At 68.7% G+C, this 18,413-nt stretch carries 19 protein-coding genes; 8 read left to right on the top strand and 11 right to left on the bottom strand.

The window, feature by feature from the left end; genetic code table 11:
• Window positions 1–12 precede the first annotated feature (12 nt).
• Entirely contained in the window at window positions 13–1,551 is a 1,539-nt protein-coding gene (locus tag H7I57_RS10255; RefSeq protein WP_264023362.1) for an FAD-dependent oxidoreductase, read from the top strand.
• Complete coding sequence (locus H7I57_RS10250) at window positions 1,548–2,549, top strand: DUF5914 domain-containing protein (RefSeq protein WP_264023358.1); 1,002 nt, start codon at window positions 1,548–1,550, stop codon at window positions 2,547–2,549. Before H7I57_RS10255 ends, H7I57_RS10250 begins: the two co-directional genes overlap by 4 nt.
• Here H7I57_RS10250 and idi read toward each other — a convergent pair.
• Window positions 2,546–3,097, bottom strand: coding sequence for an isopentenyl-diphosphate Delta-isomerase (idi, locus tag H7I57_RS10245; RefSeq protein WP_264023357.1), 552 nt, complete (start codon window positions 3,095–3,097; stop codon window positions 2,546–2,548). The two genes, H7I57_RS10250 and idi, sit on opposite strands and share 4 nt — an antisense overlap.
• 41 nt (window positions 3,098–3,138) lie before the next feature.
• On the opposite strand from idi, the gene H7I57_RS10240 reads away from it, so the two are divergent.
• Window positions 3,139–4,362 (top strand): glycosyltransferase, encoded by a 1,224-nt coding sequence (locus H7I57_RS10240; protein WP_264023356.1) that lies wholly within the window; start codon window positions 3,139–3,141, stop codon window positions 4,360–4,362.
• Window positions 4,363–4,444: 82 nt separating this feature from the next.
• On the opposite strand, the gene H7I57_RS10235 is transcribed toward H7I57_RS10240, so the two are convergent.
• Window positions 4,445–4,960 carry a CGNR zinc finger domain-containing protein gene (locus H7I57_RS10235; protein ID WP_264023355.1) on the bottom strand — a complete coding sequence of 172 codons (516 nt, stop codon included), beginning with the start codon at window positions 4,958–4,960 and terminating at the stop codon, window positions 4,445–4,447.
• Between the two features lie 86 nt (window positions 4,961–5,046).
• Here H7I57_RS10235 and H7I57_RS10230 point away from each other — a divergent pair, with 86 nt between their 5' ends.
• Complete coding sequence (locus tag H7I57_RS10230; RefSeq protein WP_264023354.1) at window positions 5,047–5,910, top strand: alpha/beta fold hydrolase; 864 nt, start codon at window positions 5,047–5,049, stop codon at window positions 5,908–5,910.
• A gap of 74 nt (window positions 5,911–5,984) precedes the next feature.
• Here H7I57_RS10230 and H7I57_RS10225 read toward each other — a convergent pair whose 3' ends face one another.
• Genes H7I57_RS10225 through sdhC form a run of 4 tightly spaced genes read right to left on the bottom strand, consistent with a single transcriptional unit; the run spans window position 5,985 to window position 9,492 of the window.
• Window positions 5,985–6,755, bottom strand: a complete 771-nt coding sequence (locus H7I57_RS10225; RefSeq protein WP_264023352.1) for a succinate dehydrogenase iron-sulfur subunit — start codon at window positions 6,753–6,755, stop codon at window positions 5,985–5,987.
• Between the two features lie 31 nt (window positions 6,756–6,786).
• A complete protein-coding gene (sdhA, locus tag H7I57_RS10220; RefSeq protein ID WP_264023350.1) occupies window positions 6,787–8,541 on the bottom strand; it encodes a succinate dehydrogenase flavoprotein subunit in 1,755 nt (584 codons plus the stop codon).
• 16 nt (window positions 8,542–8,557) lie between these two features.
• Window positions 8,558–9,007: a succinate dehydrogenase hydrophobic membrane anchor subunit gene (locus H7I57_RS10215; protein ID WP_264023385.1), complete on the bottom strand. Its 450-nt coding sequence runs from the start codon at window positions 9,005–9,007 to the stop codon at window positions 8,558–8,560.
• A 47-nt stretch (window positions 9,008–9,054) separates the two neighbouring features.
• Window positions 9,055–9,492: a succinate dehydrogenase, cytochrome b556 subunit gene (gene sdhC / locus H7I57_RS10210; protein ID WP_264023347.1), complete on the bottom strand. Its 438-nt coding sequence runs from the start codon at window positions 9,490–9,492 to the stop codon at window positions 9,055–9,057.
• 251 nt (window positions 9,493–9,743) lie between these two features.
• Here sdhC and H7I57_RS10205 point away from each other — a divergent pair, with 251 nt between their 5' ends.
• Genes H7I57_RS10205 through H7I57_RS10195 form a run of 3 tightly spaced genes read left to right on the top strand, consistent with a single transcriptional unit; the run spans window position 9,744 to window position 12,601 of the window.
• Window positions 9,744–10,148 carry a cytidine deaminase gene (locus tag H7I57_RS10205; RefSeq protein ID WP_264023346.1) on the top strand — a complete coding sequence of 135 codons (405 nt, stop codon included), beginning with the start codon at window positions 9,744–9,746 and terminating at the stop codon, window positions 10,146–10,148.
• Window positions 10,149–10,198: 50 nt separating this feature from the next.
• On the top strand, window positions 10,199–11,503 hold the full coding sequence (locus H7I57_RS10200; protein ID WP_372510175.1) for a thymidine phosphorylase: 1,305 nt from the start codon (window positions 10,199–10,201) through the stop codon (window positions 11,501–11,503).
• Window positions 11,504–11,512: 9 nt separating this feature from the next.
• Complete coding sequence (locus H7I57_RS10195) at window positions 11,513–12,601, top strand: adenosine deaminase (RefSeq protein WP_264023345.1); 1,089 nt, start codon at window positions 11,513–11,515, stop codon at window positions 12,599–12,601.
• Window positions 12,602–12,604: 3 nt separating this feature from the next.
• Here the strand turns inward: H7I57_RS10195 and satS are convergent, their stop codons facing one another.
• A complete protein-coding gene (gene satS, locus H7I57_RS10190; RefSeq protein WP_264023344.1) occupies window positions 12,605–13,858 on the bottom strand; it encodes a protein export chaperone SatS in 1,254 nt (417 codons plus the stop codon).
• 138 nt (window positions 13,859–13,996) lie between these two features.
• Between satS and H7I57_RS10185 the strand changes: the two genes are divergently transcribed.
• Window positions 13,997–15,835 (top strand): AMP-dependent synthetase/ligase, encoded by a 1,839-nt coding sequence (locus tag H7I57_RS10185; protein ID WP_264023343.1) that lies wholly within the window; start codon window positions 13,997–13,999, stop codon window positions 15,833–15,835.
• Between the two features lie 5 nt (window positions 15,836–15,840).
• Here H7I57_RS10185 and H7I57_RS10180 read toward each other — a convergent pair whose 3' ends face one another.
• The 4 genes from H7I57_RS10180 to H7I57_RS10165 form a co-directional block, all read right to left on the bottom strand.
• A complete protein-coding gene (locus tag H7I57_RS10180; RefSeq protein WP_264023342.1) occupies window positions 15,841–16,026 on the bottom strand; it encodes a hypothetical protein in 186 nt (61 codons plus the stop codon).
• Between the two features lie 50 nt (window positions 16,027–16,076).
• The gene (locus H7I57_RS10175; RefSeq protein WP_264023340.1) at window positions 16,077–16,919 is read right to left on the bottom strand and encodes an MlaE family ABC transporter permease; all 843 of its coding nucleotides are present in this window, start codon (window positions 16,917–16,919) and stop codon (window positions 16,077–16,079) included.
• An 18-nt stretch (window positions 16,920–16,937) separates the two neighbouring features.
• Window positions 16,938–17,276, bottom strand: coding sequence for a hypothetical protein (locus H7I57_RS10170; protein WP_264023339.1), 339 nt, complete (start codon window positions 17,274–17,276; stop codon window positions 16,938–16,940).
• Window positions 17,277–17,357: 81 nt separating this feature from the next.
• Window positions 17,358–18,296, bottom strand: coding sequence for a 2-oxo acid dehydrogenase subunit E2 (locus tag H7I57_RS10165; protein WP_264023338.1), 939 nt, complete (start codon window positions 18,294–18,296; stop codon window positions 17,358–17,360).
• Window positions 18,297–18,413: the final 117 nt, after the last annotated feature.

The raw sequence follows: 18,413 nt of genomic DNA, 5'->3' as shown, positions 1-18,413 counted from the left end.
GAAGGTGATTCGATGATCGCTGACGGAACCGACCGGCGCCGGCAGACCCTGCCCGCCGTGCCCGGACGCAGCCGGGTCGCCGCCGGCACCGCCCGGCCCCGCGTGGTCGTCGTGGGAGCGGGCATCGCCGGGCTGGCCGCCGCCGCCGGACTGGCCGAACGCGGGGTGGCCGTTGACATCCTCGAACAACGCGACTACCTCGGCGGGCGGGTCGGCGGCTGGCCCGAAACCCTGGCCGACGGTTCGCCGGCGGCGATGAACCGCGGCTTCCACGCCTTCTTCCGGCAGTACTACAACCTGCGGGCACTGTTGCGCCGCAGCGATCCGCACCTGTCGGGGCTGACCCCGGTCGAGGACTATCCGCTGATCGACGGCGCCGGGCGACGCGACACCTTCCGCGGCCTGCCCTCGTCACCGCCGCTGAACGCGTTGGCGTTCGCCTTGCGCAGTCCCACTTTCCGGCTGCGCGACCTGGTGCGGCTCGACGCCAGGGCCGCCGCGCCGTTGGTGACGGTGTCGGTGCCGCAGACCTATGAGCTGCTCGACGAATACGATGCCGCGACCTTCCTGCGCGACATCAACTTCCCCGACGCGGCACGCCACCTGGCGTTCGAGGTTTTCGCCCGCAGCTTCTTCGCCAGGCCCGAGGCCTTGTCCGCCGGTGAGCTCGTCACGATGTTCCACATCTACTTCCTCGGTTCCAGCGAGGGCCTGATCTTCGACGTCGCCAACGCCAATTTCGATGTGGCGCTGTGGAATCCGTTGCGCGCGTACCTGGAGACCCTGGGAGTGTCGTTCCACACCGGGGTGGCGGTGCAGTCGCTCGACGTGGGGGACGGCGTGGTGGTGACGACCGACACCGCCCGGGTGTTCAAGGCCGACGCGGCGGTGCTGGCCACCGACGTCGGCGGGCTGCGCCGGATCGTGGCCGCCTCACCGGGTCTGGGGGACCGGCCGTGGCGCGACCGGGTCGCGGCGATGGGAACCGCGTCGTCGTTCGTCGTGCTGCGGTTGTGGTTGGACCGGCCGGTGCGCGCCGACCGGGCGGCGTTCGTCGGCACCGGCGGCCGCGAGCCGCTCGACAACATCAGCGTGCTGGAACGTTACGAGCGCCAGGCGGCCGAATGGGCCGCCCGCACCGGCGGTTCGGTGATCGAGCTGCACGCCTACTCGGTGTCGGCCCCCGACGAGGAGGTGCGCAGCGCGTTGATCGCGCGGATGCACGCACTCTACCCGGAGACCGCCGCCGCGTCGATCGTCGACGAAAGGCTGCTGCGCCGCGACGACTGCCCCCGCTTCGCACCGGGGGATTTCGCCGACCGCCCCACCGTCGAGACCCCCGACGCGCGGGTCGTGTTGGCCGGCGACGGGATTCGCATCGATCTGCCGGTGGCGTTGATGGAACGCGCGGCGACCACCGGGTGGGCGGCGGCCAACGCACTGCTCGGCAGGTTCGGGCTGGCCGGGCACCCGCTGCACACCGTGCCCAACGAGGGTCGTTCGGCGCTGCTGCGCCGGCTGGCCGCGACGGCCGGCGGTGACGGCCGGTGAGCGCGGTGCGGGTGTGGCGCGAGAAGGTCGCCAAAGCAGTTCCCTTCCAGGTACTTCCGACCAGCCGCTGGTCGGAGCAGGTGCCGACCTATCGGGACGCGAACCCGGCGGTGATCCGCTCGGCGCTGACCCGGGCGCAGGCGCGGCCGGGCGGCAACTGGTACGTCATCGCCGCCAGTTCGGCGATCACCACCGCGGCGGTGGGCGTCACCGTGGCGGGCCAGGAACTGGTGGCCTGGCGCGACGGCGACGGCGCGCTGCTGGTCGCTCCGCGCGCGTGCCCGCACCTGGGGGCCGACCTGTCGCAGGCGCCCGTCGACTGCGGAACGCTGGTGTGCCCCTGGCACGGGCTGCGCCTGGGGCGGCGCCGCCACGGTACCTGGAAGCCCTACCCCTCCCACGACGACGGCGTGCTGTGCTGGGTGCGCCTCGACCTTCCCGGCGATCGCGTACGCACCGGCGCACCCGTCGCCATGGTGCGCCCCGGTGAGCCCGCGGTGGCGGCGGTCGCCCGGCTGGACGGTGTCTGCGAGCCCGCCGACATCGTCGCCAACCGGCTCGATCCGTGGCACGGCGCCTGGTTCCACCCCTACTCGTTCACCCGGCTGAAGGTGCTCAGCGCACCCCCCGCCGATGACGACCTGCCGGAGGAGCTGGACCGCTTCGTCGTCGACGTCACGTTCCGCATCGGCCGGCTGGGCGTGCCCGTCATCGCCGAATTCACCACCCCGGCCCCGCGCACGGTGGTGATGCGCATCGTCGAGGGCGAAGGCCAGGGCAGTGTCGTCGAGACCCACGCGACGCCGATGGGGCAGGACCGCGACGGACGCTGCCGCACCAGCGTCGTCGAGGCGGTGATCGCCCACTCCGACCGCCGACACTTCGGCGCGGGGCTGCGTGTCGCTCCGCTGATCCGACCCCTGATGCGGCGGGCGGCGACTCGGCTGTGGCGCGACGACCTGGCGTACGCCGAGCGGCTCTACGAGCTCAGGTCCTAGGCCCGCTGGTGCTGTCCGATTCCCGCCGTCTCGAGCAACGCGACCTGCTCGGCCGCCCAGGGGCTGATCGCCCAGCCGAGCCCCGCGGCGACCTTCAGCTGTTCCCAGGGCACCCAGGAGTAATCCATGACCTCGTCGGGGTCGGCCTGCACCGGGCCGACGGCCACCCCGCAGAACACCGGGCACAGCTCGTTCTCGACCACGCCGTCGCTGGCCACCGCGTAGTAGCGGAAGTCGGGCACCACACACCGCAGGTCGGCGATGTCGAGCCCGAGCTCCTGACGGACGCGGCGGCGCACCGCCTCGGCCATCGACTCGCCGGGAGCGGGATGCCCGCAGCAGGTGTTCGTCCAGATTCCGGCGAACGTGCGCTTGTGCAGCGCTCGCCGCGTCAACAGCACCTGGCCGTCGCGGTCGAACAGGTAGCAGGAGAACGCGAGGTGCAGGGGAGTGGACGCGTGATGGACCTGCGACTTGGGTGCGGAGCCGACGGCGTGCCCCTCGTCGTCGAGGAGTACCACCAGTTCCTGGGTGTCGGTGCGCTGCATGAAAGGGATTCGTCACCGCTCGGGGTGTGGATGGGTCGGCCATGGCGGTAGTGCTGGCCTACATGTCGCCCGCCCTCGGGCACCTGTTCCCGTTCTGCGGGCTGCTGGGCGAACTGGCCTCCCGCGGTCACCGGATCCAGGTGCGCACACTGCGCGCCGGCGTCGAGCTGTGCCGGCAGCAGGGGTTCGCCGCCGAGGCCGTCGACGCGCGCATCGAGGCCCTCCAGAGCGCCGACGATTCCGGCAGGGTCCTGCGCTCGGCGGGCTCCACGGTGCGCATCCTGGCGGCACGCGCCGCGCTGGAGATCGAGGACTTCGGCCGGGCGTTGGCCGACGTCGATCCCGACGTGGTCATCGTCGACGCGAACTGCTGGGGGGCGATGTCGGTGGCCGAGACGCAGTCCCGACCCTGGCTGGTGCTGTCCCCGTTCATCCCGTACCTCCGCTCGGCGGGGTCGCCGCCGTTCGGCGCCGGGGCGAGGCCGATGAGGGGTCCGATCGGCCGGATCCGGGACCTCGGCATCGACAGCGTCACCCGGATGGTCTTCGACCGGCCGTTCCGGGCGGGCATGAAGCCCGTGCGCGACGCGCTGAACCTGCCTGCGGTGCGCTCGGCCGACGAGTTGCTGCGACGCGCGCCGGTGGTCCTCGCGACCACCGGCAAGCCGTTCGAGTACACGCACACCGACTGGGGCGCCGCGGTGGAGATGATCGGCCCCGCCGAGTTCGAACCACCGCCACGTGAGCGTCCGGCCTGGCTCGACGACATCGAGCTGCCCGTGGTGCTGGTGACGACGTCGTCGGTGCCCCAGGCCGACGAGGCGTTGGTCGGTGCCGCGATCGAGGCGCTCGACGGCGAACCGGTGCACGTCGTGGCGACCTGCCCGGCCGGTGTCGACGAGTCCGTCGGGCGCCGCCCGAGGGTCACGCTCGCGCGCTTCGTCCCGCATTCGGTGGTCCTCGACCGCGCGGTGTGTGTGGTCACCCACGGCGGCATGGGCGTCACCCAGAAGGCGCTGCTGCGTGGAATACCGGTCTGCGCAGTGCCTTTCGGTCGCGACCAGTTCGAGGTGGCGCGGCGTGTGGAGGTGGCGGGCGCAGGGACCCGGCTGCCGGCCCGCCGGCTCAGCGTGCCCCGGCTGCGCGGTGCCGTGCAGGCGGCGATGGGGATGTCGGCGGCGGCGACGGCGATCGCCGACGGGTTCGCCGCGACCGGAGGGATGCGCCGCGGCGCCGACATCGTCGAAAGCCAGCTGCGCGCGTAGCCCCTTCGTCTCCCCGCCGGAATTGCATTCCAGCAGGCGAAATGCGAGAGCGGCCCTGCTGGAATGCAATTCCGGCGGGGGGTCAGTCGGCGCGGGTGCGGTGGTAGTGCCGACGCGCCTTCATCCGGTTGCCGCAGGTCGCCATCGAGCACCAGCGCGCGGTGTTGGGCTTGCTGCGGTCGATCAGGAACAAGCGGCATTCGGTGTTGGCGCACGGGCGCAGCCGGCCCGGGCTGGTGAGGCGCAGCCCGTCCCAGGCGAGCAGTGCCCTGGCGGCGCCGGCCGCCGCACCGTCGAGCTCCAGCTGCCAGTGCAGTCCGTCATCGTCGGCGGCCGGGCGGAGCCGCACCCCGTCGAGATGGGACTGCAACGCCGACGGTGACTGCTCGCCGCGGGTTATCGCCTGAAGCACCGAGCGCACCCGCACCAGAGCCGTCCACTCCGCGTCGCCCGTGGGGACGCCGTGATCACGCATCCACCGGGTGGCGCCGGCACGGTCAGCGAGCACGTCGGTCGGGGAGCCGTCGACGACGGGCGTGGTGTTGAGGAGATCCAGCAGGAACGCCTCGTCGTCGGGGGTCGTCGCGTACACGTCCATCACTAACCTCCAAAAAACTATTGACAGGTTACAGTACGCCGGGTTCAATGATGACTAACCGTAAAAACAACGTTTAGGAGTTAGTCATGACCGAAGTGCACCACCGCTATGCGACCGTGGCCGGGCGCCGCGTCTTCTACCGCGAGGCCGGCCCGGCCGATGCGCCAGCCATCGTGCTGCTGCACGGATTCCCCACCAGCTCCTTCATGTTCCGCAACCTGATCCCGCAGCTGTCGGACCGGTACCGGGTGATCGCGCCCGACTTCCTCGGCTTCGGGTACTCCGATGCGCCGTCGGCCGACGAGTTCGACTACACCTTCGACGCGCTGGCCGACGTCACCGCCGGGCTGCTGCAGCAGCTGGGCGTTTCCCGGTATGCGATCTATGTCCAGGACTACGGTGCCCCAGTGGGGTGGCGCCTCGCGTTGCGTGATCCGGCGGCCATCACCGCGATCATCACCCAGAGCGGCAACGGCTACGACGCCGGCTTCGTCGAGAGCTTCTGGACGACGGTGTGGGCCTTCCAGCGTGAGCAGACCCCGCAGACAGAGGAGGGCGTGCGCGGCGCGCTGAGCCTGGAGTCCATCCGCTGGCAGTACCTGGAAGGCGTGGCCGACGAGAGCCTGGTCAGTCCCGACACCTGGCACCACGACTTCGCGCTGATCTCGCGGCCGGGCAACGACGTGATCCAGCTCGCGCTCTTCCTCGATTACGCCACCAACTCGAAGCTCTACCCCGCCCTGCACGACTACCTGCGCACCAGTGAGGTTCCCGTGCTGGCGGTCTGGGGCGAGAACGACCCGATCTTCGGGCCCGACGGTGCGCGGGCCTTCGCCGACGACGCGGCCGGCGCGGAGATCCGCCTGCTCGACGGCGGGCACTTCCTACTGGAGACCGCGGGCGCGGAGGTGGCCCACCTCATCCGCGACTTCCTGGCCCGTCGTCTCTAGCGTCCTCGGGATTTCGGTGTCGTCAGTCAACAACAGGTTGACCGGCGACACCGAAATCGCGGGTCCGGCGAGGGTCAGCGCGCGAACATCAACGCGCGCTTGACCTCCTGGATGGCCTTGGTCACCTGGATGCCACGCGGGCAGGACTCGGTGCAGTTGAACGTGGTCCGGCAGCGCCACACGCCGTCGACGTCGTTGAGGATGTCCAGCCGCTCGGCGGCCCCCTCGTCGCGGCTGTCGAAGATGAACCGGTGGGCGTTGACGATCGCCGCGGGCCCGAAATACGAGCCTTCGCTCCAGTACACCGGGCAGCTGGTGGTGCAGCAGGCGCACAGGATGCATTTGGTGGTGTCGTCGTAGCGGGCGCGGTCGGTCTGGCTCTGGATGCGCTCGCGGGTCGGCTGGTTGCCGGACGTGATCAGGTAGGGCTTGATCGCGCGGAACGCGTCGAAGAATGGCTCCATGTCGACGACCAGGTCCTTCTCCACGGGCAGGCCGCGGATGGGCTCGATCGTGATGGTGAGCTGCTTGCCGGCCTTCTTGGGCAGCATGTCGCGCATCAGCACCTTGCAGGCCAGCCGGTTGACGCCGTTGATGCGCATCGCGTCGGATCCGCACACGCCGTGTGCGCACGACCGCCGGAACGTCAGGGTGCCGTCGAGGTACCACTTGACGTAGTGCAGCAGGTTCAGCAGCCGGTCGCTCGGCAGGCACGGAACCCGGAAGCTCTGCCAGCCTGCGGCGTCGGGGTCCTCCGGGTTGAACCGGGCGATCTTCAGCGTCACCATCACCGCGCCCTCGGGCACGGGGGGCAGGTCGGCCTTTTCCAGTGTCGGTGCGCTCATCGGTCCTCACTCTTCGCGCAAGCGCTCATCGTCAGTACTTCCGTTCCATCGGCTCGTACCGCGTCTGGACGACGGGTTTGTAGTCCAACCGAATGTCACTCAGAAGGTCCGAACCTTCCTTGTACGCCATGGTGTGGCGCATGTAGTTGGTGTCGTCGCGGTTGGGGTAGTCCTCGCGGGCGTGCCCGCCGCGGGACTCCTTGCGGTTCAACGCCCCGACGACCGTGACCTCGGCGAGCTCGAGCAGGAATCCCAGCTCGATGGCCTCGAGCAAATCGCTGTTGTAGCGCTTGCCCTTGTCCTGCACCGTGATCCGCGAGTACCGCTCCTTCAGCGCATGGATGTCGGTCAACGCCTGCTTGAGGGTCTCCTCGGTGCGGAACACCGCGGCGTTGTTGTCTATCGACTGCTGCAGCGCACCACGGATGTCGGCGACGCGCTCGTTGCCGTTGTCCGACAGGATGTCGCCGACCCAGCCGACGACCATCGACGCCGGCGCCTCGGGCAGGTCCACGAAGTCGTGTCCCAGCGCGTAATTGGCGGCGGCGATGCCGGCGCGGCGGCCGAACACGTTGATGTCGAGCAGCGAGTTGGTGCCCAGCCGGTTGGCGCCGTGCACGGACACGCACGCACACTCGCCGGCGGCGTACAGGCCGGGGATGATCGTCGTATTGTCCGACAGCACTTGACCGTTGACCGTCGTCGGGATGCCGCCCATCACGTAGTGACACGTCGGGTACACCGGGACGAGTTCCTTCACCGGATCCACACCCAGGTAGGTGCGGGCGAACTCGGTGATGTCGGGCAGCTTGGCCTCGAGGACGTCCTCGCCGAGGTGGCGCACGTCGATGTAGACGTAGTCCTTGTTCGGCCCGGCGCCGCGGCCCTCGAGCACCTCGAGCACCATCGAGCGGGCCACGATGTCGCGCGGTGCCAGGTCGACGATCGTCGGCGCGTACCGCTCCATGAACCGTTCGCCGTCGCCGTTGAGCAGTCGGCCACCCTCGCCGCGCACCGCCTCGGAGATCAGGATGCCAAGGCCCGCAAGACCTGTCGGGTGGAACTGGTGGAACTCCATGTCCTCCAAGGGAAGTCCCTTGCGGAAGATGATGCCCAGCCCGTCGCCGGTCAGGGTGTGGGCATTGGAGGTGGTCTTGTACATCCGGCCGGAACCGCCGGTGGCGAACACGATCGACTTGGCGTGGAACACGTGGATATCGCCCGTCGCGAGTTCGTAGGCGACGACGCCGGTGGCCGCCGGGCCCGACGGGGTCTCCGTCAACGTGATGTCGAGGGCGTAGAACTCGTTGAAGAACTCGACGTCGTGCTTGACGCAGTTCTGATAGAGCGTCTGCAGGATCATGTGGCCGGTGCGGTCGGCGGCATAGCACGCCCTGCGCACCGGGGCCTTGCCGTGGTCGCGGGTGTGCCCGCCGAACCGGCGCTGGTCGATGCGGCCCTCGGGGGTGCGGTTGAACGGCATCCCCATCTTCTCGAGGTCGAGCACCGCGTCGATGGCCTCCTTGGCCATGATCTCGACGGCGTCCTGGTCGGCGAGGTAGTCGCCGCCCTTGACGGTGTCGAAGGTGTGCCACTCCCAGTTGTCCTCTTCGACGTTGGCCAGCGCCGCGCACATGCCGCCCTGAGCCGCGCCGGTGTGACTACGTGTGGGGTACAGCTTGGTCAGCACCGCGGTGCGCGCTCGCGGTCCCGCTTCCACGGCCGCGCGCATGCCTGCCCCGCCCGCGCCGACGATGACGACGTCGTAGCGATGTTCCTGAATCATCGGAGCTCCCTGTAGATCACGAGATGGTCGCGTCGAAGGTCAGCAACACGTAGGTGCCCAGCACCAGCGTGAACGCCATCGACACCACCAGCAAGGTGTTGAGCCAGAACCTGGTGGAGTCCTTGCGGCTGTAGTCGGCGATGATCGTGCGCATCCCGTTGCCGCCGTGCAGTTGTGCCAGCCACAGCAGCAGCAGGTCCCAGGTCTGCCAGAACGGCGACGACCAGCGCTCGGCCACGTAGTTGAAGTCGATGCGGTACACACCGTCGTCCCACAACAACATGATGAACAGGTGCCCAAGCGCCAGAAAAATCAGGACGATGCCCGAGAACCGCATGAACAGCCAGGTGTACTTCTCGAAGTTGGGCATCCCCCCGGCGCGGCGCGGCGCACGCGGGTTGTCCAGGCCCGCGGGCCGGTCGAAGCTGCGCTGCAACACCGGGGCGGGGCCGCCGCGGTCGCCGATGTGGTCGTAGGGGTTCTCGCCCCGGCCCGGTGAATGCTCCGCCGCGCTCACAGGAACCGCTCCGCCATGTGCATGCCGATGACCCCCAGGGAACCGATGAAGACGGTGAGCCAGATGCCCGCGACGACCCACAGCATCAACTTCTGGTACTTCGGTCCGTGCTGCCAGAAGTCGATCAGGATGACGCGCACCCCGTTGAGGGCGTGGTAGAGCACCGCGGCGACCAGTCCGATCTCCATCAACCCGATGAGGGGGGTCTTGTAGGTCTCGATGATCTCGTTGTAGGCCTGCGGGCTGACCCGCACCAGCGCGGTGTCGAGCACGTGCACGAACAGGAAGAAGAAGATGGTGGCGCCGGTGATGCGGTGGAGCACCCACGACCACATGCCCGGATCGCCGCGGTAGAGGGTGCGCCTCCGCGGTTTCGCGCGCGGAGCGGGCACGTCCTCGCTCCCCGCTGTCAGACTCGGTGTCTGAGTACTCATCTGGCCTCCAACGCCATCGGTGGACGCTCGGGGCGGGGTCCCTCAGGCTCCCATCGGGCATCCCAGCGGGGGCTTCCCTGGACCGCTGCCCCAAACCTCGGGGCGACTCTAAACCCACTTCTACGCCTAATCGAACTACCGTGAAGCCGATCACGGCGCTCAGCGGGCGTAGTTAGGTTGACCTATGCGGCGGGTGTGCGCGGCGGACGGGGTTTCGGAATGCATTCAGAAGTGTGGGCGGAGGGGTGACGATGACCACGGACATTGATTGGAAAGCCTTGCGGGACAAGGCTATCGAGGTGTCGGCGGGGGCCTACGCCCCCTATTCGGGCTTCCCGGTGGGCGCCGCCGCGCTGGTGGACGATCACCGAACGGTGGTCGGCTGCAATGTGGAGAATGTCTCATATGGCCTTGGTCTCTGTGCCGAGTGTTCTGTGGTCTGCGCACTACGTTCCAGCGGCGGCGGACGCCTGGTCGCACTGTCCTGTGTGGACGGCGCGGGCAACATCTTGATGCCGTGCGGACGGTGCAGGCAGGTGCTCTACGAGCACGGCGGACCCGACATGCTCGTCGACCATCCGCACGGCCCCCGCAAGCTCGCCGAACTGCTTCCCGACGCGTTCGGGCCCGACGATCTGGCCCGGGTGCAGCGGTGACGTCCTTCGATGCGCCGCGCCCGATGTCGCATCTCGATGCTCCGCGCCCGATGTCGCATCTCGATGCTCCGTCCGTCATCCGGGTCAAACGCGACGGCGGCGTCCTGTCGAACGAGGCCATCGACTGGGTGATCGACGCCTACACCCACGACCGGGTCGCCGACGCGCAGATGTCGGCGCTGCTGATGGCGATCTTCCTGCGCGGCATGACCACCGCCGAGATCGCCCGGTGGACGGCCGCGATGATCGATTCGGGGGAGCGGCTCGACTTCACGGATCTGCGCCGCGACGGCGCGCCGCTGGCGCTGGTCGACAAGCACTCCACCGGCGGCGTCGGCGACAAGATCACGATCCCGTTGGTGCCCGTCGTGATGGCCTGCGGCGGCGCGGTGCCCCAGGCCGCCGGACGGGGCCTCGGTCACACCGGCGGCACCCTGGACAAGCTGGAGTCCATCCCCGGTTTCACCGCTGAGATCACCAAAACCCAGATCCGCCAACAACTCTGCGACATCGGGGCGGCGATCTTCGCCGCAGGGGAGCTGGCCCCCGCCGACCGCAAGATCTACGCGCTGCGGGACGTCACCGGCACCACCGAGTCGCTGCCGCTGATCGCCAGCTCGGTGATGAGCAAGAAGATCGCCGAGGGGACCCGCGCGCTCGTGTTGGACTGCAAGGTCGGTTCGGGTGCCTTCCTGGCCACCGAGGCGGAGTCGCGGGAGCTGGCGCGCACCATGGTCGATCTGGGGACCGAGCACGGGCTGCTCACCCGCGCGCTGCTCACCGATATGAGCGTGCCGCTGGGCCGGACCGTCGGCAATGCCGTGGAGGTCGTGGAGTCGCTGGAGGTTCTCGAGGGCGGCGGTCCCGAGGACGTGGTGGAGCTGACGCTGGCGTTGGCGCGCGAGATGCTCGACGCTGCGGGGATCGACGGGGTGGACCCGGCGCAGACGTTGCGTGACGGGTCGGCGATGGACCGGTTCCGCGAGCTGGTGGCCGCCCAGGGCGGGGATGTGGGGTCGCTGACGGCCGAGGCGTTACCCCTCGGTGCGCACAAGGAGACCGTGACGGCGCCCGGCGGTGGCACGATGGGTGACATCGACGCGATGGCGGTGGGGCTGGCGGTGTGGCGGCTCGGGGCTGGCCGCTCCGAACCGGGCCAGCGCGTGCAGTTCGGCGCCGGGATGCGCATCCACCGCAGGCCCGGTGAACCCGTCGCCGCCGGCGAGCCGCTGTTCACGCTCTACACCGACACCCCGGACCGGTTCGCGCCTGCGTTGGGGGAGCTCGACGGCGGGTGGAGCGTCGGTGCCGAACCGCCTACCACCCGGCCGCTCGTCATCGACCGGATCATGTGAGGAGATTCCGTGACCACACCGTTGACCCTGGAGACGATCCGGCAGGCGCCGAAGGCGCTGCTGCACGACCACCTCGACGGCGGGCTGCGGCCCGCGACGGTGCTGGAGCTGGCGGCGAAGTACGGCTACGACGACCTGCCGGCCACCGACGTGGACTCGCTCGCGACGTTCTTCCGCACCGCCGCGCACAGTGGATCGCTGGTGCGCTACCTGGAGCCGTTCGCCCACACCGTCGGCGTCATGCAGGCGCCGGAGGCGCTGCACCGGGTGGCCTACGAATGCGTCGAGGACCTCGCACGCGACAACGTCGTCTACGCCGAGATCCGGTTCGCGCCCGAGCTGCACATCGACGGCGGACTGTCGCTGGACGCGGTCGTCGACGCTGTGCTGGCGGGCTTCGCCGACGGGGAGAAGGCCGCGGCCGCCGAAGGTCACACGATCGTGGTGCGCTGCCTGGTCACCGCGATGCGCCACGCCGCGCGCTCGCGCGAGATCGCCGAGCTGGCGATCCGGTTCCGGGACAAGGGGGTTGTCGGGTTCGACATCGCCGGCGCCGAGGCCGGGTACCCGCCGAGCCGTCACCTCGACGCGTTCGAGTACATGCGAGGCAACAACGCCCGCTTCACGATTCACGCGGGCGAGGCGTTCGGGCTGCCCTCCATCCATGAGGCGATCGCGTTCTGCGGAGCCGACCGCCTCGGCCACGGGGTGCGCATCGTCGACGACATCGAGCGCGCCCCCGATGGGTCCGCGCACCTCGGACGGTTGGCGGCGCTGTTGCGGGACAAGCGGATTCCGTTCGAGATGTGCCCGAGCTCCAACGTGCAGACCGGCGCGGTGGCCAGCATCGCCGAGCATCCATTCGATCAGCTGGCCCGACTGCGCTTCCGCGTCACCGTCAACACCGACAACCGGTTGATGAGCGACACCTCGATGAGCCTGGAGATGCTGCGCCTGGTCGAGGCGTTCGGTTACGGGTGGAGCGATCTGGAGCGGTTCACGATCAACGCGATGAAGTCGGCGTTCATCGCGTTCGACGAGCGGCTTGCGGTGATCGACGACGTGATCAAACCCCGCTACGCCGTCCTCATCGGCTAGCGCCTACTCCTGACGCAGCCGCGACTCGACGAACGTCTCCAGCGACTCCCACTGGGCGACCGCCTCGGCGTACGGCGCGCTCGGGCGGCTGACGGAACCGGGTTCGAGCACCGAGGCGATCAGCCGTCCCAGCGGCGCGTCGGGGGCGAGCTTGGCGTCCACGCCGGTGTCCTCGGCGTAGTCGCCGATGTCGCGCAGCAACTCGACCGCCAGCGCGACCTGATCGCGGTCCAGGGCGTCGGGGCCTTCGGCCAGGTCGTCGACGATGTCGGTCAGCACGTAGACGTTGTCGTCGGTGACGTCGACGCGCAGCGAGCCGTCGGTGGCGGCGGTGCGGATGTCGTCGTAGGTGGCCAGGTCGGACAGGTCGTGGTCGTGTTCGTCGGCCAGGTAGCGCGCCAACGCCCGCTCGGACGGAAAGACGCTGATGCGGCCGTTTCGGCCGAGGAAGATCGGCTGGTCGTCGAGGTAGCAGCGCAGCGTGAAGAACGTGCCGCTCCGCGTCATCATCCGGACCGGGTCGATGCCCACCCGCTGCCAGAAGTCCTCGTCGCTGCCGAGCACCTTCTGCTGGGCCGCGACGGCCAGGTCGTCTGCTTCCTCTTCGGTGTCGACGATGTCGTCGATCACCACGTCGTCGTCTTCCTCGGGTTCCGGCGCCTCCGCGTCGAGCTCGGCCTGGGCCTTCGCCACCGCGGCACTGTCGACCGCGGGGGTGGTGACGATCTCGTCGATCGCGTCGATGACCTTGTCCCAACCGCGGGCGATGATCTTCTCGATCTCCGCCCAGCGCTTGCGCCCGGCACGGCCGCCGAACGCCTCCACCCCGCCGCCGACGGTCCCGAGCACCGGGTTTCCGTTGAAGAACTTGGTGACCGACGGCAACTCGCACACCGTTCCGATCGACGACACGACGGCCAGCGCGCCGTGCAGCGCGTCCACGCCCTCGGCGGTGGGCTTCTTGGCGAGCAGTTCCTCGAAGCCGGCCAGGTCGTGCGTGTTCTCCTCGGCGGGGTCCAGCCGGTGGGCGTTCGCCTCGGTCAGCTTCTCCCACGCCGGGTGGTCGGCGATGTCGTTGTCGGTGTTGGTCCGCACGAAGGCGACCAGGTCGGCGACGGATTCGAAGACGTACAGGTCCTCATCCTTGCCGAGGAAGGCCTCCCACTCGTCGCCGTCGGCGCGCCACCGCGGCGCCCACAGCGTGTACACGTCGCCCTTCGTCAGCCTCAGCCGGATCGGCACGATGTCAGCAGCCATGCGGCACAGCCTAATGGGGACCTGTCGGCGTCCCTGTCGGGGTCAGAGCCCGGCGCCGGGACAGGGAGGGCCGGAGCAAGCCGGATCAAGAATGTGAATACGCACAAATCCGATCGCCAACGTACCTAGGCTGGGTTGGTGGACAGGCTGAGTGCAGCCGAGAACGTCGCCGACCTCAGCAAGATCGACGCTCAGGCGCCGTCGGTTGCGCGGTTGTTCCTCGACCGCGTCGCCGTCACCCCGAACTCCGAGGCGTTCCGGTTCCCCGACGACGGCGGCTGGACGAGTGTCACCTGGCAGCAGGTGGGTGACCGCGTCCGTCTGATCGCCGCCGGGTTGATCGCGCTCGGCATCGCCCCTGAGGACCGTGTCGCGCTGGCCTCCTCGACGCGCTACGAGTGGGTGCTCGTCGACTTCTCGGTGCTGTGCGCCGGTGCCGCCACCACCACCCTGTATCCGACGACCAATGCCCGCGATGTCGCGTTCATCGTCGCCAACTCCGGAAGCCGCGTCGTCGTCGCCGAAGACCAGAACCAGGTCGACAAGTTGCTCGAGCACCGCGCGGAACTACCCGACGTGGAGAAGGTGGTGATCGTCGACGGGGACGGCGACGGCGACTTCGTGATCACGCTCGCCGAACTCGAGATACTCGGTGAGCAATTGCTGGCAAATTCTCCCGACGCCGTCGAGGAGCGCGTCGAGGGCATCCGTCCCGAGCACCTGGCCAGCATCATCTACACCTCCGGAACCACCGGCCGGCCCAAGGGGGTGCTGCTTCCGCACCGTGCGTGGACGTACACCGCCGCGGCCATCGACGCACTCGGCATCCTGCGCGCCGACGACCTGAACTTCCTGTGGCTGCCCCTGGCTCACGCGTTCGGCAAGGTGATGCTCGCGCTGCCGTTGATCATCGGCTTTCCGACAGCGATCGACGGCCGGGTCGACAAGATCGTCGACAATCTCGCGGTCCTGCGTCCGACGTTCATGGCCGCCGCCCCGAGGATCTTCGAGAAGGCGCACGCCCGCATCCAGGGCATGATCGCCGACGAAGGCGGGATCAAGAAGCGCATCTTCGACTGGGCCCTCGGCGTGGGGGTCAAGGCTTCTCAGGCCAGGGAGGCCGGCAGGAAACCGTCGCCGCTGCTGTCGATGCAGCGGGCGGTCGCCGACAGGCTGGTGTTCTCGACGATCCGGGAACGCTTCGGCGGCCGGCTGCGGTTCTTCGTCTCCGCCGCCGCCCCGCTGAACCACGACCTCGCGCAGTGGTTCGACGCCGTCGGCATCATCGTGCTCGAAGGCTACGGCCTCACCGAGACGGCGGCGGCGTCATTCATCAACCGCCCCAACGCATACCGGTTCGGGACCGTCGGGCTGCCCTTCCCCGGCAGCGAGGTCAAGATCGCCGCCGACGGTGAGGTCCTGCTGCGCAGCCCCAGCGTGATGACCGGCTATCACGACCTGCCGGAGGCCAGTGCCGAAGCGCTGGATCCGGACGGCTGGTTGCACACCGGGGACATCGGCACCATCGACGACGACGGATTCCTGCGCATCACCGACCGCAAGAAGGATCTCTTCAAGACCTCGCAGGGCAAGTACGTGGCCCCGTCGGCGACGGCCGCGGCGTTCAAGGCCATCTGCCCGTACGTCAGCGAGATGATCGTGTACGGCGAGGAACGGCCCTACTGCGTGGCGCTGGTGAGTCTGGACAGCGAGGCGATCAGCGACTGGGCCGCCAAGAACGGCATGGAGAACCTGTCGTTCGCCGAGATTGCCCGGCACGACTCGACCCGGGAGTTGATCGGCGGTTACATCGACACGCTCAACGAGCAACTCAACCGCTGGGAGCAGATCAAGAGGTTCGCGCTGCTCGACCGCGAGTTATCGGTCGCCGCAGGCGATCTCACTCCCAGCCTGAAGGCGAAGCGCAACGTCATCGTGAAGAACTTCGCCGACGCCATCACGGACCTCTACGCGTGAGCTGATCAGTCCGACGAGATCGGCGGCTGCGGCGGCTTGCCGGGCTCAGCGGAGACGACCAGCGCATACGCCTGTGCCAGGTGAAGCACCCCGTCCGTCGACCCGCTCTTCGGCGCGGCGCTCGCTATCGCCTTCAGCAGCGCCTCGGCAGCCTGATCGGCCAACTCGGCCAGCTCGTTTCGATCAACCATGTCGGTGTCCTTCCTTTCGTTTCTTGAGGGGAACGCTGAGGTGCGGCCCGCTATCCGGACAGAGTGAATTTGCCGGACGAGCCGTATACGGCAAGAGAGATGAGCAACGTGATCAAGACGACGACCACCAGCGATGTGCGGACGGCATCGCCGGTCGCGACTCCCACGCCGACCGGGCCGCCCTTGGCGTTGTAGCCGTAGTAGGTGTGCACCAGCATCACCGCGATCGACATGACGATGGCCTGCAGGAACGACCACAGCAGGTCCGTCGGTATCAGGAACGTGTTGAAGTAGTGGTCGTAGAGGCCGCTGGACTGCCCGCTGAGGTACACCGTGGTGAACCGCGCGGCGAAGAACGACGCCAGGGTGGCCAGCGAATAGAGCGGGACGATGACGACAGCGCCGGCGATCATCCTGGTGCCCACCAGAAACGACATCGACCGCACCGCCATCACCTCGAGTGCGTCGATCTCCTCGGCGATGCGCATCGCACCGAGTTGCGCCGTGGTGCCCGCGCCGATGGTGGCCGCCAGGGCGATACCGGCGATGACCGGGGCCACGATGCGGACGTTGAGGAACGCCGAGAGGAACCCGGTCAACGCCTCGATGCCGATATCGCCGAGAGACGAGTAGCCCTGCACGGCGAGAATCCCGCCGGAGGCCAGGGTCAGCAGCGCCGTCACCCCGAGCGTTCCACCGATGACCAGCAGTCCGCCGGCCCCGAAGGCCATCTCGGCGATCAGCCGCGCCGTTTCCCGGCGATAGAGCCTGACCGCGAGCGGGATTGCCATCAACGACTGGCCGTAGAACAACGCCTGCTCGCCGAAGGCGTCGACCAGTTTGGGCGCCCACCTGAACGCCCGCCGCATCCGCAGCGCGGCGGGCGGCGTCATCGGGCCCGCACCCGCCCGCTACTTCGGGGAGTCGTCGGGTTTGCGCAGTGTCCGGTCAGCGCTCTGGACCACGCTGCGCAGGAACTCGTACTGCGTGGTGACGAGTCGGTCGGCCATGTCCAGCGCCGCGTCGATCACCGTCTCACGACGCGACGGGTGATCCTCCTTGGCGGGAAGCGCCTCGTCGACGGTGTCGACGAACTTGCGCACCGCCTCGATCGCGGCCCGCTGTCCGGCTTCGACCGACTTGAGCACGTCGTCGGACAACCCGGCCGCGCGCTCCACCACCGATTGGACGGCGCTCGCGGTGGTGTCGGGCTCCTTGGCGGCTGAGCTCTTTCCGGTGGTCTTCGTCATGACGCGCTCCTGTTTGTCGTGTTTAGCGAACCATTCGACAATCCGCCTGTCGGGTGGGGCCCGGCAAGGGTCTTAAGGCTCCTACGGTCTGTGGGTCGCAGCGGTCGCCGAGACCTTGCCATTGGCCGGTGTGGAGGAGCGCAGCCCACCATGATCCCGGCTCACGGTGGGCACCGGGTCGAAGGCGGCGGGATCCTCCATGTACTCCCGGAAGACACGCGCCATGGTCGCCGCCTGGTAGCCGTCGACGAACCGGTGGTCGAGCGTCATCGTCAGCGGCAGTATCTGACGGACGACGGGTTGACCGTCGCGGGCCACGACCTTGTCGGTCACCGCACCCACCACGATCACGAAGGGCACGTGGCAGAACGTCGGCACCGGGGCGGCGGCCGTTTCCAGGCCGTAGGTGCCGACATTGCTGACCAGGATGGAGCCATACGGGCGCGCCTCGAGCCCGAAAAGGGGGAGGGGCAATTGGAGCGTCTCGGTGACGAAGCCGATGCCGTCCATCACCTGACGGAGCACCAGCGGCGGCAGTACCTGCGCGATCGTCTTGGCCCGCTTGAACTGTGGGTCGTCGTCGTGGCGGATGCGCGCGGCGCGGTCGGCCAGTTCCCGGGCGACGGCCCAGGGTGGTTTCTCGTCGATCCGCCGCACGACGGCGCCCGACAGGTCGGTTGCGGATGCCTCGGCTCCCGCGACCGGATCGGCACGCAGTGACACGACGAAGAAGCAGTCGATGGTCGGTGACGGCAGGAAGCTGCCGAATGCCACTCGGCCGTTGAGTCCTGGCAGCGCCTCGAAGACCTTGGCGGCGGCCCTTCCGACGACGTGCATGGGGGTGATGTGCTCGCCGGTGGCGGCGCGGACCTGGGCGATGTACTCCTCCAGCCGGGTCGCTTCGACGTCCATCGTGGCGGAGATGATCGGGTCCGTCCTGGGCCGCCACGTCGCCATGGCGATCTTGCGCCACACGGAGAACGGGACGGACGACGACGCCCCAAGTAAGGCTCCGATCATCGGAATCCCCTTCCATCGAAGGTATCTCGCGTCTGACTGACTTCGGCCCGACTCACCGTCAATTGTGAGATCGCAGCCCCCACCACGGCCAGAGCACAAGGTCACTTCGGGCGCCGC

Source organism: Mycolicibacterium pyrenivorans (genome assembly GCF_025821625.1).
Lineage (GTDB): Bacteria > Actinomycetota > Actinomycetes > Mycobacteriales > Mycobacteriaceae > Mycobacterium > Mycobacterium pyrenivorans.
This window is presented reverse-complemented; position numbering and strand designations above follow the sequence as displayed.